The organism is Trinickia camelliae (assembly GCF_053525655.1).
The window spans coordinates 156,532-172,287 of record NZ_JBCHAA010000014.1 but is presented as its reverse complement, the minus strand read 5'-3'; the positions used below and the strand labels follow the sequence as shown (position 1 = coordinate 172,287).

At 65.4% G+C, this 15,756-nt stretch carries 13 protein-coding genes; 1 reads left to right on the top strand and 12 read right to left on the bottom strand.

From position 1 onward, the window contains the following. Positions 1–14 precede the first annotated feature (14 nt). Positions 15–1,259 carry a cytochrome P450 gene (locus tag AAHK20_RS22785; RefSeq protein WP_449183762.1) on the bottom strand — a complete coding sequence of 415 codons (1,245 nt, stop codon included), beginning with the start codon at positions 1,257–1,259 and terminating at the stop codon, positions 15–17. Positions 1,260–1,341: 82 nt separating this feature from the next. Here AAHK20_RS22785 and serB point away from each other — a divergent pair, with 82 nt between their 5' ends. Beyond that, a complete protein-coding gene (gene serB / locus AAHK20_RS22780) occupies positions 1,342–2,181 on the top strand; it encodes a phosphoserine phosphatase SerB (RefSeq protein ID WP_449183761.1) in 840 nt (279 codons plus the stop codon). Positions 2,182–2,253: 72 nt separating this feature from the next. Here serB and AAHK20_RS22775 read toward each other — a convergent pair whose 3' ends face one another. The 11 genes from AAHK20_RS22775 to AAHK20_RS22725 form a co-directional block, all read right to left on the bottom strand. Then, positions 2,254–3,441 carry a cystathionine beta-lyase gene (locus AAHK20_RS22775; protein ID WP_449183760.1) on the bottom strand — a complete coding sequence of 396 codons (1,188 nt, stop codon included), beginning with the start codon at positions 3,439–3,441 and terminating at the stop codon, positions 2,254–2,256. Between the two features lie 45 nt (positions 3,442–3,486). Beyond that, positions 3,487–4,098 carry a hypothetical protein gene (locus AAHK20_RS22770; protein WP_449183828.1) on the bottom strand — a complete coding sequence of 204 codons (612 nt, stop codon included), beginning with the start codon at positions 4,096–4,098 and terminating at the stop codon, positions 3,487–3,489. 200 nt (positions 4,099–4,298) lie between these two features. Beyond that, complete coding sequence (bktB, locus tag AAHK20_RS22765) at positions 4,299–5,483, bottom strand: beta-ketothiolase BktB (protein ID WP_449183759.1); 1,185 nt, start codon at positions 5,481–5,483, stop codon at positions 4,299–4,301. 144 nt (positions 5,484–5,627) lie between these two features. Beyond that, entirely contained in the window at positions 5,628–6,584 is a 957-nt protein-coding gene (locus AAHK20_RS22760; RefSeq protein WP_449183758.1) for a sugar kinase, read from the bottom strand. A gap of 2 nt (positions 6,585–6,586) precedes the next feature. Continuing rightward, on the bottom strand, positions 6,587–7,993 hold the full coding sequence (gene rimO / locus AAHK20_RS22755; RefSeq protein ID WP_449183757.1) for a 30S ribosomal protein S12 methylthiotransferase RimO: 1,407 nt from the start codon (positions 7,991–7,993) through the stop codon (positions 6,587–6,589). Between the two features lie 330 nt (positions 7,994–8,323). Next, entirely contained in the window at positions 8,324–8,887 is a 564-nt protein-coding gene (gene phaR, locus AAHK20_RS22750; protein WP_137332321.1) for a polyhydroxyalkanoate synthesis repressor PhaR, read from the bottom strand. Positions 8,888–9,002: 115 nt separating this feature from the next. Continuing rightward, entirely contained in the window at positions 9,003–9,743 is a 741-nt protein-coding gene (locus AAHK20_RS22745; RefSeq protein ID WP_137332320.1) for a 3-ketoacyl-ACP reductase, read from the bottom strand. A 121-nt stretch (positions 9,744–9,864) separates the two neighbouring features. Then, positions 9,865–11,046 (bottom strand): acetyl-CoA C-acetyltransferase, encoded by a 1,182-nt coding sequence (locus tag AAHK20_RS22740; RefSeq protein ID WP_449183756.1) that lies wholly within the window; start codon positions 11,044–11,046, stop codon positions 9,865–9,867. A 142-nt stretch (positions 11,047–11,188) separates the two neighbouring features. Continuing rightward, entirely contained in the window at positions 11,189–13,117 is a 1,929-nt protein-coding gene (gene phaC / locus AAHK20_RS22735) for a class I poly(R)-hydroxyalkanoic acid synthase (protein WP_449183755.1), read from the bottom strand. A gap of 477 nt (positions 13,118–13,594) precedes the next feature. After that, the gene (gene pgeF, locus AAHK20_RS22730) at positions 13,595–14,428 is read right to left on the bottom strand and encodes a peptidoglycan editing factor PgeF (RefSeq protein ID WP_449183754.1); all 834 of its coding nucleotides are present in this window, start codon (positions 14,426–14,428) and stop codon (positions 13,595–13,597) included. A gap of 62 nt (positions 14,429–14,490) precedes the next feature. Further along, on the bottom strand, positions 14,491–15,741 hold the full coding sequence (locus tag AAHK20_RS22725) for an RluA family pseudouridine synthase (protein ID WP_449183753.1): 1,251 nt from the start codon (positions 15,739–15,741) through the stop codon (positions 14,491–14,493). Between the last annotated feature and the right edge of the window lie 15 nt (positions 15,742–15,756).

Genomic DNA, 15,756 nt, shown 5'->3' with positions numbered 1-15,756 from the left:
TTCGTACCGCGACGTCAACGCACCTCGCACCGCACCGCCGTGTACCCGCGAAAGCGCACGCGCCCACCTCGCACTGGCTCGCCCTCGATCCGATACGCAGGAAAACGTTCGACGAACCGCCCGATCGCGATACGCGCTTCGAGCCTCGCGAGCGACAGCCCCGCGCATTGATGAATGCCGAATCCGAACGCGAGATGCCGATTCGGCGTGCGGCGAATCGAGAAACGCTCCGGCGCTTCGAACTGCTCCGGGTCGCGATTCGCCGCGCCGATGCACAGTGTGATCAGCGTGCCGCGCGCGAGCGATACGTCACCGAGTGTCGTGTCGGCGGTCGCGATCCGGTTGCCGAGCTGATTTGAGCTCTCGAAGCGCAGACATTCTTCGACCGCCGATTCGATCAGCCCCGGCTCGCGCAGCAGCAACGCTCGCTCATCGGGCCATTGCGCGAGCGTCACGAGCCCGTTGCCGATCAGATTGGTGGTCGTCTCATGCCCCGCGTTGAGAATGAAGACGCAGTTCTGCAGCAGCTCCGTCTCCGACAATCGCTCCCCGTCCACCTCGCCGACGATGAGACGCGTCAGCACATCGTGCTGCGGGTCGCCGGGCGCACTGCGGCGGCGCGCCACCAGGCCCTGCAGATAAGCGACGAACTCCGTCACCGCGCGGTTGCCGCGTTCGAGTTGCGCGGCGCTCGGCGCCGGTTCGAGCGCGCCGAGGATGGCGAGCGACCAGTCGCGCAGCGGCGCGCGTTCGTCGTGCGGCACGGCGAGCAGATTGCCGATGATCTCCACGGGAATCGCAGCGGCGAAGTCCGAGATCAGATCCAAGGCGCCGCGGCCCGCCGCCTGGTCGAGCAAACCATCGACGAGCCGCACGAGATCCGGCTCCATCGCCGCGATCGCGCGCGCCGTCAGCGCACCGGCGATCAGCTTGCGCACGCGCGTATGCAGCGGCGGATCGTTGAAGACGAGGCTGGTCGTGTGATGCTCGTAGAGCGGCGAGTCGCCGTACTTCGGCTTGAATTCGACGGTTTTGTCGGAGCTGAACGTCTTCGGGTCGCGGTAGACGGCCTGCACGTCGCGGTAACGTGTGAGAAATAGCGAGCCGTCGGGCATGCGCTTGATGGGCGCGAAGGTGCGCAGCGCGTCGTAGACGGGATACGGATCGGCGTAGAACGCCGCGTTCAGACGACGCAAATCGAAATCGCGCGCCAGTTCGCTTGCAGGGCCGGACGCCGGCGCTTGGGGTTCGGGACACATCGGCGGTCTCCGCAGTACACCGACCCGCTACAATAGCCGGATTTTCCACGCGCCGCTCGCGCCCTCCGCCCCCACGCGCCTCATGAACCTCGTCATCCAAAGCCCCGCGCCCATAGCCGCCGCCCACGTCAAACCGCTCGTCGCGCTCGCGCGCGGCACCGGCCCCACGTCCATCGACGACTGCGCCCTTCGCATCGAAGGCGCCGACCCGGCCCAGCGCGGGGACCTCGAAGTCTATTGCGGCACGCACGCGCTCGATTACGCGTTCGTCGAGCCGGGCAAGACGCTGCGCGATTTCGGGCTCGTCGCAATGGACATGGATTCGACGCTCATCACGATCGAGTGCATCGACGAGATCGCCGATTTTTGCGGGCTGAAAGCCGAAGTCGCCGCGATCACCGAAGCCTCGATGCGCGGCGAAATCAAGGATTTCAACGAAAGCCTGACGCGGCGTGTGGCGCTCTTGAAGGGGCTCGACGCGAGCGCGCTGGAACGCGTTTATGACGAGCGGCTGCAGCTGTCGCCGGGCGCCGAGGCGATGCTGGCGGGCGCGAAGGCCGCGGGGTTGCGCACACTGCTGGTGTCGGGCGGCTTCACGTTCTTCACCGAGAAGCTCAAAGCGCGCCTCGATCTCGACTTCACGAACGCGAACACACTCGAAATCGTCGACGGCAAGCTGACCGGGAACGTGCTCGGCGAGATCGTCAATGCCGACGTCAAGGCGCGCACGCTGCGCGAGACCTGCGCGAAGCTCGGCATCGCGCCGACGCAAGCGATCGTGATGGGCGACGGCTCGAACGACTTGAAGATGATGGCGGAAGGCGGCTTGTCGGTCGCGTTCCGCGCGAAGCCCGTCGTGCGCGCGGCGGCGAGCGTCGCGTTGAATTACGTCGGGCTCGACGGGTTGTTGCGGCTCTTCTAAGCGTCAAACGGGGCGTGCCTCGTCAGGTATGCCCCGATTTATGTGCGCGCTAAAACTTAGCGACGCCAGCTTTCACGCGAGCGCCGTCACCATCGCCCGCTCGATATCCGCGCGCAAATCCGCCTCCTCTTCCAGCCCGACATAGAAGCGCACCAGCGTGCCGCGGTGCGGCCACGCCGACGCCGTGCGCATCGACGCGATGTCGTAAGGCATCGCGAGGCTGTGCGCGCCGCCCCAGCTCCAGCCAATGGCGAACAGCTCCAGCGCCTCGACGAACGCGTCGATTTGCGTGGCGCTGTAGCGCGCGTCGAACACGACCGAGAACAATCCGCCCGCGCCGCTGAAATCACGCTTGAACGATTCGTGCCCCGGGCAATCCGGCAGTGCCGGATGCAGCACCGCCGCGATCTCGGGGCGCGTCTTCAGCCACTGGGCGAGCGCGAGCGCGCTGCGGTCGTGCGCTTCGAAACGCGCCTTCATGCTCGGCAGGCTGCGCAGCACGAGCGAGCAATCGTCGACCGACACGCCGCTCCCCATGCGCATGCGCGCGCGCTTGAGCTTCAGGTGCAGTTCATCGTCGACGGTGATCGTCGCGCCCATCAGCACGTCGCTGCCGCCTGACTGGTATTTCGTCAGCGCCTGCACGGAGATGTCGACGCCGTGCTCGAACGGACGGAACGCGAGGCCCGCCGAGAAGGTGTTGTCGATCGCGGTCACGACGTTGTGTGCGCGCGCCGCCGCGACGATCGCGGGCACGTCCGGTACTTCCATCGTCACCGAGCCCGGCGCCTCGATCCAGATCAGGCGCGTGTTCGGACGGATCAGGCCGGCGATCCCCGCGCCGATCAGCGGATCGTAATAGCGCACGGTGATGCCGAAGTCGCGCGCGAGCCAATCGCCGTGGTCGCGATTCGGAGAGTAGACGTTATCGGGAATCAGGACGTCGTCGCCCGCTTTCACGACGCCGAAGTAGACATTCGAAATCGCCCCCAAACCCGACGGCTGCAACAGCGCGTGTTTGCCGCCTTCGAGCGCGGCAAGCCGCTGCGCGAGCGCGAGCGAAGTCGGCGTTGCATGCAGGCCGTAGCGCCACTGCGCGTCGTTGCGCCAGTCCAGTTCGCGCATCGTCGCGAGATCGGGGAACACGACCGTCGACGCACGCTCCACCGGCGTCGAAAACGACGCGAAACCAGGTGTAAGCGAGACTTCGGGATGAACGATACGGGTCTGCAATGCGCGTTTGGAAGTGGGCTCGGTCATGATGTGTTGGGAGAGGATGTCGGTCGTTGACGGCTGCGGCGGAGGTCAGTCGCCGGTAGACAAATTGCCCACGCCGCCGACTGCGTGCGGATTGGCCGCGCCAGGCGCTGGGTTGACGGACGGCTGGGCGGTCGACGGCGCGGGCGCGGCAACGGCCGCGGCCGGCGCGGTTGCACCGCCAATCGCCGGCTTGGCACCAGCCGCAGGCGCTTGCGCCGCGCCGGCCGGATGCAAATCGAACGGTTGCGGATCGGAATCGTCGACGTTCATCCGGTCGCCCTGCACCGAGCCGTCCGGCGCGAACTTGCCGACCCAATTGCCGGTGATGCGCGTGCCGTCGTTCGACTCTTCGACTTCGAGCGTGTCGCCGTCGCGGTCCCCCGCGATCAGGATGACTTCGCCCGTATCCGCGAACTGATATTCACCGTGAACACCCGACGGGTCATCGGTCTTCGCCCCGAGCCGCAGCACGATCCGGCGCGAGCCAAGCGTGCCCGCATAGCTGGGGAACTTGGCGAACTCGGGGTTCGGCTTGAGCGGCAACGGCGTCGCGGGCGGAGCGGCCAGCGCCTTCACCGGGTCGCTCTCCGCTGCGGTTTGCGCCGCGTTTTGCGCCTGAACCTGCGCGCAGGCGCTGCAAGCGAGCAGCCAGGCCATAGCGCCGTACGATGCGACCCGCTTCAACGCGCGCGAACAACTCACCGTTGCCGTGGCGCGCTGTGTTGCAGACATCTTCGATCCTTGCATCCGTTCCATCCTTGTCCTGCCATTTCATCCAACACTCAGGCGGAAGCGGCTCATTGCGGCGCTAGCAGTTGCGCCGCCTCAGCCGCCCCGCCCAAGCAAGCCGAGCCTGATTAAATCCGCTCGAAAATCGCGGCGATGCCCTGCCCGCCGCCGATGCACATCGTCACGAGCGCGTAGCGTCCGCCGATGCGCTGCAACTCGTACAGCGCCTTGACGGTGATGAGCGCGCCGGTGGCGCCGATCGGGTGGCCGAGCGAGATGCCCGAGCCGTTCGGATTGACCTTTGCCGGATCGAGCCCCAGCTCATTCGTCACGGCGCACGCCTGCGCGGCGAATGCCTCGTTCGCTTCGATCACGTCGAGGTCGGCAGCGGTGATGCCCGCGCGCTCCAGCGCGCGGCGCGTGGCCGGCACAGGGCCGATGCCCATGTAGGCCGGGTCCACGCCTGCGTGCGCATAGGCAACGAGCCGCGCCAGCGGCTTGACGCCGCGGGCTTCGGCGACGCGCCGTTCCATCAGCACGACGGCCGCGGCGGCATCGTTGATGCCCGACGCGTTGCCGGCCGTCACCGTGCCGTTTTCCTTGGCGAACACCGGCTTGAGCTTCGCGAAGTCGTCGGCGGTTGCGTTCAGACGCACGTGCTCGTCGGTATCGAAACTCACCTCGCCCTTCTTCGATGCGATCGCGATCGGCAGGATCTGCTCCTTGAACCGGCCCGCTTCGATCGCCCGCGCCGCGCGGCGGTGGGATTCGAGCGCGAGCGCGTCTTGAGCGTCGCGCGTGATGCCGTATTTCTGCGCGACGTTTTCAGCGGTCACGCCCATATGAATCGACTGGAACGGGTCCTGCAGCGCGCCGAGCATCATGTCGATGATGCGCACGTCGCCCATGCGCTGACCAAAGCGTGCAGCGGGCGCGATATACGGCGCGCGGCTCATGTTCTCCGCGCCGCCGCCGATCGCGATATCCGCGTCGCCGAGCAGCACGCTCTGGGCCGCCGACACGATCGCCTGCAGCCCCGAGCCGCACAGGCGGTTCACCGTCAGCGCCGGCGCGTGCTGCGCGACGCCGCCGTTGAGCGCGGCGACGCGCGCGAGGTACATATCCTTCGGTTCGGTCTGGATCACGTTGCCGAACACCACGTGGCCCACGTCATCCCCATTCACCTGCGCGCGCGCCAGTGCCTCGCGCACGACGCGTGCGCCGAGATCCGTCGGAGAAAAGTCCTTGAGGCTGCCGCCGAAATCGCCGATCGCGGTCCGCACGCCGCTTGCCACCACCACTTCACGTTGCATCGCTGTGTCTCCTGGTTGCTCGGTTATGAATCGGATGAACCTTCGGGTTACTGGTCTCGGCGGCCCGTCATGGCCGGCGCCTCCGCGCTTCGGGCCAATTCGCGTGCGTCGCTTGCCACGCCGCGGCGGCTCGCCGAGTACCGCTCACTCGGCGAGCTTTCGCTCGACCGTTGCGCGATCGGGAACCGGCGCAACCGCCCCGAATCCTTGTGTCGACAGCGCCGCGGCCACGTTCGCGTAACGCGCGGCGGCAAACGGATCATCGCCCGCGACGATCCGCGCGATGAACGCGCCGCCGAAGCAATCGCCCGCGCCCGTCGCATCGACAGCATTGACGACGAGCCCGGGCACGACGCGCCGCTCGTCAGGCGTCGCGATGTAGGCACCGTCCTTGCCGAGCTTGAGCGCGACGACTCGCGGCCCCCGCGCGAGCAGGAAATCGACGATATCGTCGCGCCCGGTAAGTCCCGTGAGCGCCGTGACGTCGTCCCAGCTCGGCAGGCAGATATCGGTTTGCCGGATCGCTTCGAGCATCACCGCGCGCGCACGGGCCAGCGGCCAGAGCTTCAAGCGCAGATTGGTATCGAAGCTCACGCGCACGCCGTTGGCGCGGGCGTGCTCCATGGCCGCGAGCGCGGCGTCGCACGCGTTGACGCCAATCGCGAGGCTGATGCCGGACAAGTGAATGATTTTCGCGGCTGCGATCGCGTCGAGCGGCAGATCGTGCGGCGCGTAGCGGCTGGCGGCCGAGCCGGCGCGCAGATAGTCGAACCGATGCCCGTCAGCCCCGTGCGAAACGAAATAGACGCCGGTAGGCGCATGCGCATCGACGCGCACCGTCGAGGTATCGACGCCCTCGCGCTGCCACAACTCGACCAGCAATTGCCCGAAATGATCGTCGCCGACGGCGGACACAAAGCCCGCGCGCGCCCCTTGGCGCGCGGCGGCGATGCAGAAATTCGACGTGTCCCCGCCAAAGCCTTGCAGATAGTCAGGCCGCCCCGGCGACGACTGATTGAACTCCACCATCGCCTCGCCGAGCGCGAGGATGTCGGGCGTATTCGAAGCCGACGACGCCGGCGACGGCTGCGCGGGGCTCACGCTCAGACCTCGCCCCAGAGATCGTGGCCGTCGGCGCCGGTGATTTTCACCGAAACGAAGTCGCCGACCTTGTAGCGCTTCGACGCCTTCGCCGCAGGCGCCACATAGACGACACCGTCGATCTCGGGCGCATCGGCCGCGGTCCGGCCGATGCCGCCGTCGGCATTGACTTCGTCGACGAGCACCTTGAGCGTCTTGCCGACCTTGCGCATCATGCGCTTGGCCGACACCTCCTCGGCGACTTCCATGAAGCGCGCACGGCGCTCCTCGCGGACTTCGTCGGGCAGCGCGCCGTCGAGTTCGTTCGCGCTCGCGCCTTCGACCGGCGAATACGCAAAGCAACCGACGCGATCGAGCTCGGCCTCGCGGATAAAGTCGAGGAGCGTCTCGAACTGCGCTTCCGTCTCACCCGGGAAACCCGCAATGAAGGTACTGCGGATCGTCAGATCCGGACAAATCTCGCGCCACGCCTGGACGCGCTCGAGCGTCTTCTCGGCGTTGGCCGGCCGCTTCATGCGCTTGAGCACGTCGGGGTGCGCGTGCTGGAACGGCACGTCGAGGTACGGCAGCACGTGGCCCTTGAACGGCCCCTCGGCCATCATCGGAATGATTTCGTCGACGTGCGGATACGGATACACATAGTGCAAACGCACCCACGCGCCGTATTGCGCGGCCAGCTCACCGAGGGCGCCCACCAGCTCGGTCATCCGCGTCTTGAGCGGGCGGCCGTTCCAGAAGCCGGTGCGGAATTTGACGTCGACGCCATAGGCGCTCGTGTCCTGCGAGATCACGAGCAGTTCCTTGACGCCGGACTTGAACAGATTCTCGGCCTCGAGCATGACTTCCGCGACCGGACGCGAGACGAGATCGCCCCGCATCGACGGGATGATGCAGAACGTGCAGCGATGGTTGCAGCCTTCGGAGATCTTGAGATACGCGTAGTGGCGCGGCGTGAGCTTGATGCCGGCGGGCGGCACGAGATCGACGAACGGATCGTGCGGCTTGGGCAGATGGCTGTGCACGGCCTGCATCACCTCGCCGACCGCGTGCGGCCCGGTCACGGCGAGCACCTTCGGGTGCACTTCTTCGATCAGCCCCGAGCCGCTTGCGCTCTTTTTCGCGCCGAGGCAGCCGGTGACGATCACCTTGCCGTTCTCGGTCAGCGCCTCGCCGATCGCATCGAGACTTTCCTGGACCGCTTCGTCGATGAAGCCGCAGGTGTTGACGACGACGAGATCCGCGCCGTCATAGGTGCCCGAGATTTCGTAGCCTTCGGCACGCAGCTGCGTGATGATCTGCTCGGAATCGACGAGGGCTTTCGGGCAGCCGAGGCTGACGAAGCCTACCTTCGGTGCGATCGGCGTAGGTGCGACCGGCGTAGGCGCGGCGGAAGAGGAAGTTTGCGACATAAGGATGGTCCGGCGAGTGACGACAATCGGGCAGCGCTCGGGCGGCTGCCGGAAACCTGCCCGGCAAGGCTGCGCGCTGGCGCTGCATGGGCGATGGGGGGAGCGCAAAGCCACCGCCGCATCGCTCGCGACGGGGTCGGAACACCTCGAAACGCCTGAGTGGCAGCGGGGTCCGTCACGTCGCGTGAAAGGCCGACATTGTACCGCGCCGGGCCCCGATCCGCGCCGTCTGGCGCGCTTCTCACCCAACCTGCACACAACCGGCAAAGCCCAGAAAAACGCGAGCCGGCCAACAGGCCGGCTCATTCACACCAGTTGCCTCGAAAGCCGTTACTTCTTCTCCGGCTCCGGATTCGGCTTGAACGGGAACGTGCTGAACATGTTCTTCGCCTGGTTCTGCATCTGCTCCTGCATCTGCACGAACATGTTCTTCGACTGCTCGATGTAGCTCGTCATCATGCCCTGCATCATCGGCGCCTGCATGTTCATGAACTGAGACCACACCTCCGGGTTCAGCGCATTGCCTTCATACAGGTTCTTCGACTGATCGGCGAGCTTGTTCTGGATCTCGATGAACGCCTGGATATTCTTTTCCAGGTACGTCCCCATCATTCCCTGCATCGCATGGCCGTAGAAACGGATGATCTGCGACAGCATCGAAGAGGAGAACATCGGCACGCCGCCGCTCTCCTCTTCGAGAATGATCTGCAACAGGATGCTGCGCGTCAGGTCCTCGTTGCTCTTCGCATCGATGACCTTGAAGTCCTCCTGCTCGAGCACGAGCTGCTTCACATCGCTCAGCGTGATGTAGGTGCTCGTCTCAGTGTCATAGAGCCGACGGTTCGGATATTTCTTGATCAGTCGTTCGGCTGTTTTCTTTGTAGTGGTGGACATGTAACGCCTTTGAGCGCAAACGAAGCGCAGTGGCGGCGCCCGCGATCTGCCAAGCGCCCCCGAGACCCTCTGACGCGGCTGCGCCACCCGGAAAAACCGGACGGCGCAACACGAATCAGCCCATATGCAACCCGCCGTTCAGCGAGAAATCGGCGCCCGTCGAGAACCCCGATTCGTCCGAAGCGAGCCACGCCACGATCGACGCGATTTCGTCCGGCGAGCCGAGACGGCGCACCGGAATCGTCGCGACGATCTTTTCCAGAACATCCGGGCGGATGGATTTGACCATATCCGTACCGATGTAGCCCGGCGACACCGTATTGACCGTCACGCCCTTGGTCGCCACTTCCTGCGCGAGCGCCATCGTGAAGCCGTGGATGCCGGCCTTGGCCGTCGAGTAGTTGGTCTGGCCGAACTGGCCCTTCTGACCGTTCACCGACGAAATGTTGATGACGCGGCCAAAGCCACGCTCGACCATCCCGTCGATCACCTGCTTAGTCACGTTGAAGAGGCTCGTCAGGTTCGTGTCGATCACGGCCGTCCAGTCTTCGTGCGTCATCTTGCGGAACACGACGTCGCGCGTGATGCCCGCGTTGTTGACCAGCACGTCGACTTCGCCGACTTCGGATTTCACCTTGTCGAACGCCAGCTTGGTCGACTCCCAATCGCCGACGTTGCCTTCCGACGCGATGAAGTCATAGCCGAGCGCCTTCTGCTGCTCGAGCCACTTCACCCGGCGCGGCGAATTCGGGCCGCAGCCCACGACGACCTTGAAGCCTTGCTTGTGCAGGCGCTGGCTGATGCTCGTACCGATGCCGCCCATGCCGCCAGTTACGTACGCAATACGCTGAGTCATGAATCACACTCCATTATCGTTATCGGAAGCGGCTAGGGGCCGCTCCTTGCCCCACCTAGTCTGCCCTGCTTGAACCCGCGCCCGTTGCGCCTGCCGGCGCCGGGCGCGGCTGCCCGACGAATCAGGCGCGTTCCACTGCCAACGCCACGCCCATCCCGCCGCCGATGCACAGCGACGCGAGACCGCGCTTGGCGTCGCGCTTTTGCATTTCATGCAGCAGCGTGACGAGAATCCGGCAGCCCGATGCGCCGATCGGGTGACCGATCGCGATCGCGCCGCCGTTCACGTTGACCTTCGACGTATCCCAGCCCATTTGCTTGTGCACGGCGAGCGCCTGTGCCGCGAACGCCTCGTTGATCTCCATCAGGTCGAGATCCGAGGCCGACCAGCCCGCGCGCTCCAGACAGCGCTTGGATGCCGGCACCGGGCCCATGCCCATCACCTTCGGATCGACGCCCGCGCTCGCGTACGCCTTGATCCGCGCGAGCGGCGTGAGGCCCAGCGCTTCGGCCTTCTTCGCCGACATCACGACGACCGCCGCAGCGCCATCGTTGATGCCCGACGCGTTAGCGGCCGTCACCGTGCCTTCCTTCGTGAACGCGGGCTTCAGGCCCGCGAGCGAATCGGCCGTCACGCCATGACGCACGAATTCGTCCGTGGCGAAGCGCAGCGGCTCGCCTTTCCTCTGCGGAATCTCGACCGGCACGATTTCGTCGTCGAAACGGCCCGCCTTCTGCGCGGCTTCCGCCTTGTTCTGCGACAGCGCCGCGAACTTGTCCTGATCTTCGCGCGTGATGCCGTATTCCTTGGCGACGTTTTCCGCGGTGATGCCCATGTGGTACTGGTTGTAGACGTCCCAGAGGCCATCGACGATCATCGTGTCGGTCAGTTTCGCGTCGCCCATGCGGAAGCCGTCGCGCGAACCGAGCAGCACGTGCGGCGCCGCGCTCATGTTTTCCTGACCGCCGGCGATCACGATCTCCGAATCGCCCGCGATGATCGCGTTGGCGGCGAGCATCACGGCCTTCAGGCCCGAGCCGCACACCTTGTTGATCGTCATGCCCGGCACCGCGCTCGGCAGGCCGGCCTTGATCAGCGACTGCCGCGCCGGGTTCTGGCCGGAACCGGCCGCCAGCACCTGACCCAAGATGACTTCGCTCACTAGCTCAGGCTTGATGCCCGAACGCTCGAGCACCGCGCGGATCACCGTTGCGCCGAGCTCGGGCGCCGCGATCTTTGCGAGAGAACCGCCGAATTTGCCAACCCCGGTACGGGCGGCCGATACGATCACTACGTCAGTCATTTCCAAGTCCTCCGAGCGAAGCGGCGCATGGCGCCGCAACTCGTACAGTTAAAAACCCATTCCTGCGTAACTCGTTGGGGCCGGTGCTCCGAAACCATGCTTCCGGAAGCCGGCCGACGGCGCTTTTCCGCCGGCTGCGAGTTCAGTCGCGCTGCTGCACGTAGCGCCCCGGCGCCGCCTCGATCACGGGATACTCCGCCGAACCGAGTTGCGCCGACGGCTTCACCTTCTTGCCGCCGTATTGATCGAGCCAGCTGGTCCATTCCGGCCACCAGCTACCCGGCTTTTCGGTGGCAACGCCGAACCAGTCGTCCGGATTTTCCGGCAGCGCCTTCTCTTGATCTTCGACCGTCCAGTAGCTGCGCTTGTTCTTGGCAGGCGGATTGATGACGCCCGCGATATGCCCCGAAGCGCCCAGCACGAAGCGCAGCGGCCCCGTGAGCAACGGCGCCGACGCATAGGCCGTTTGCCACGGCACGATATGGTCCTCGCGGGAACCGTAGATGAAGGTCGGCACGTCGATGCGCGACAGGTCGACGGCTTCACCGCACACAGTCAACGCACCGGGCTCGCGCAGGCGATTCTCGAGATACGTATTGCGCAGGTACCACGCATACATCGGCCCTGGCAGATTCGTGGAATCGCTGTTCCAGAACAGCAGGTCGAACGGCGCAGGCGTGCGGCCCTTTAGATAGTTGTCGACAACGTAGTTCCACACGAGATCGTTCGGACGCAAGAACGAAAACGCATTGGCGAATTCGATGCCGCGCATCAAGCCCGGCGGCGTGCCGTTCTTGCCGCCGATGGTCTGCTCGCGCATCTGCACATGCGGGTCGTCGACGAACACGTCGAGCACGCCGGTATCGGAGAAGTCGAGCATCGCAGTGAGCAGCGTCATCGACGCCGCCGGATGCTCGCCACGCGCGGCCAGCACCGCGAGCGCCGTTGCGAGCATCGTGCCGCCGATGCAAAAGCCGAGCGTGTTGATCTGCTCGTGCCCGCTTGCTCGCTTGACGACGTCGATGGCGGCCAGCACGCCCTCTTCCATGTAGTCGTCCCACGTCTTTCCGGCAATCGATGCGTCGGCATTGCGCCACGAGATCAAATACACCGGATGCCCGCTTTCCACGGCATACGCGACGAGCGAACTTTCGGGTTGCAGATCGAGGATGTAGTACTTGTTGATGCAAGGCGGCACGATCAAAAGCGGCCGCTCGAAGACGGTCCCCGTGCGCGGCTTGTACTGAATCACCTGGATCAATTCGTTTTCGAAGACGACAGCACCTTCGGTCGTCGCCAAGTTCTTGCCGACGACGAAACGCGTTTCATCGCTCTGCGAAATCTTGCCGCGCTGCATATCGGCGAGCAGGTTCAGCACGCCTTGCCGCAAGCTCTCGCCTTGGCTCTCGAGCAAGGTTTTCTGCGCCTCGGGATTCAGCGCGAAGAAATTGCTGGGGGCGGCGGCTGCCGTCCATTGCTGAACGGCGAAGCGGATACGTTCGCGCGTTTTCGGATCGGTCTCGATCGCATCGGCCAGTTCCTGCAGATAGCGCGCATTGAGCAGGTACCACGCCGCTGTGTACGCGTAGGCCGGCGTGGACTTCCACGCGTCTGCACTGAACCGCCGGTCCTTCAACTCAGGCACCGTGCTGTTTGCCCCGCTGGCTTGCTTGAGGAGTTCGAGACAATCGCGCGAGTAGTCCGCCTGCAATTGCTGCAGACGAGCCGGCGGAACGGCTGCGGTGGGAACCTTCAGGCCAGCGAGCGCTTGCGATGCCGCCTGACCGAAGGCGGCGGGATCGAAATTCGGCACCCCTGGCATCGAGGGCATGGACGGCATCTGCGGCACTGAGAACGGAAACGCCCCGCCGTTGCCGACGGCGCCCAAGTGAGCTGCTGCCTGTTGGCCGGCTTGCTGCCAGTTGGCGGGATTCGCAAGCGAACGCCAGGTGTTCATCCAGGCGTCGAACATTTGCTGCATGTCGGCGGCGCCTGCTCCAGCTTGCTGATGCACGCTACCCGACGAAGTCCCCTTGTCAGAGGAAGTCGAAGATTTTTTTGATGCAGTCATACCCGCTTTTGACCTGTGAGTCTCGGAAGACTGATTGAGAGGCGGGCGTTCGCGCACGCGGGCGAATTCTCGCAACCTACGACACGCTCGCCCTGGCGAGGGGTCATTCTTGCTCCCCGCTGCAAGGCGTGTCAATGCTTCATTCCGATTTTGCCGCAGTGCGATAGTTTTTTAATTATCGTTTTCCCCATGTCGATTGACGCGTTTTTGCGGTGTTTTGCAGCGTGTTTGTCGTGGTCCTCACGGTTTAGCCAACAAGGCAATCCAGGCGCGGCTCGGGCTCGATTTGCCGATTCGATGCGGCAAGCAATCGCGGCCCCCTACGCGATGCAACATAGCCGTGGTATGGCGCGGCGCGTTGCAGCAAAAAACGCGGAGTACGCTCAGACTATTGCCCGTTTTCAAGTGACCCGCGGCGTCATGCGGCGACGATGCGTTTTGCATACCGCACAAACGATTGGCACCACGAAATCGTTCTCAGTCGGCAAGCCAGATCATCGCGGCCATGCGGCCGGTTACATGGTCGCGGCGATAGGAATAGAAACGCTCGCGGTCGGTCACCGTACATGCGCCTCCGCCGTCGATCTGAGCAATGCCGAGGCGCGCGAGCCGCACGCGGGCCAGCGCATAGAGATCGGCGAGGTACTTGCCGGACGTCGACGGATGATCGACGAACGCTCGAGCGACGAGATCGCGCTCGTCGGCGCGGGCCTCCGTCATGAAGGCGTCACGCACGTCTGGACCGACTTCGAATGCCTCGGGACCAATTGCAGGCCCAAGATAAGCACAGACGCTTTCGATATGCGTACCGGCCATGTCCGCCACGCGCTGCGCCGTCTTCTCGATGATGCCGGCGGCAAGCCCGCGCCATCCGGCATGCGCTGCTCCAACGGCGCGCCCCGCCTCGTCGCACAGCAACACCGGCATGCAATCCGCGACCATCACGAGGCACGCCACGCCGGGTGTCGTGGTGACGCTGGCGTCGGCGCGTGTCGGCGCGGCGCCATTTGCGGCAGCGGCGATCACGTCGTCGGCGAGCACAACGTCGTTGCCATGCACTTGTTCGAGCCACGCGGCGCGCGCGCCGGCAAGCGATAACAGGCGCGCGCGATTGGCAACGACCGCGACCGGGTCGTCACCCGTGTGCAGGCCCAGATTCAGACCGCCGGCCTGATCGGCTCCCGCAGTCCAGCGCCCGTAAGGCGGCTCGCTCACGCCGCCGTTGCGCGTCGTCACGAGCGCACGCACGCGCGACGACACGCGCCATTCAGGTTGCAGGCAGTCAGCGAACGTCAGGTTCGGCAAGGTCATGCGGATCGATCCTCGTTTCGTGGTTGGCGGCGGGTTGGAAGCGCGCCGGCGCGCCGCGGGACTTATTCGTCCTCGTCTTCGTCGTACGACGATTCGTAGCCTTCGCCCGCGGCGTCGAACTCGTCGTCGTAGACATCGTAGTCGTCGTCGAGTTCGGACTCGCCGCCGCCAAGGCCCAGCGCTTCAGCCAGCGCGACCATGTCCGCGGGCGGGTCGGCGCGCCATTGCATCGGGCGCCGGGTCTGCGGATGAATCAGGCCAAGCCGCCATGCGTGCAGCGCCTGACGCGCGAAGCCGCCCGGCAGCGGCGTCACCGAGCGCTTGCCGCGCGCGCGTCCGTAGACGGGGTCCCCGAGCAGCGGGTGGCCGATGTGGGCACAGTGCACGCGGATCTGATGCGTGCGGCCGGTGTCGAGATCGCAATGAATCGCCGACACCGGCTGGCGCTCCCAAATTGTTTCGTCGACCGTACGAAAATGCGTGCGCGCGGGCTTCCCCGAGGCGCCAGTCACGACGGCCATGCGCGTGCGTTCGCGGGGATCGCGGCCAATCGGCGCGTCGATCGTTCCGTCGGACGGCATGTTGCCCCACACGAGCGCGAGATAACGGCGCTTGACCGTGCGCGCCTGCAACTGGCGCACGAGATCGGTCTGCGCTTCGAGCGTGCGCGCGACGACCATGAGCCCCGAGGTCTCCTTGTCGAGCCGGTGCACGATGCCCGCGCGCGGCAGGCCGGCCGCCGCGTCGCCGTAGCGATGCAAGAGGCCGTTGAGGATCGTGCCGCTCCAGTTGCCCGCAGCCGGATGCACGACGAGGCCCGCGGGCTTGTTGACGACGACGAGCGTGTCGTCTTCGTAGACGATGTCGAGCGGCACGGGCTCGGGCGCGAACGCGAGCTGCTCGGGCAGCAAATCGGGCGTCAGTTCGATGGTCGCGCCGAGCGGAACCGGTTGACGCACTTTCGCGGCCGCTCCGTCGACAAGCACCCGTTCCGCCTCGATCCAGCTTTGCAAGCGGCTGCGCGAGAACTCTGGAAACACCTTGGCGAGCACCTTGTCGAGCCGCTCGCCAGCAAGCTCGGGCGGGACCTGCGCGACGCGCGGTTCGGTGTCGCCGGCATGGCGCTGCGCGCCGGTGGGCGCGTCGTCCTCGGGCGCGGCCAGGGGCCCTGACGCGTCGGCCGAAAAATCATCATCTAGGGGTTCCCCTGCCGGCGCGTCGGCGGGGTCGGCGCATGGGCTATAATCTTCGTCGCGATCTTTGGGGCCGGATTTGTTTCGCGAATTGGCGCCTGAAGCACTTGAGCGGGTCATTTAGACTGGGTCACT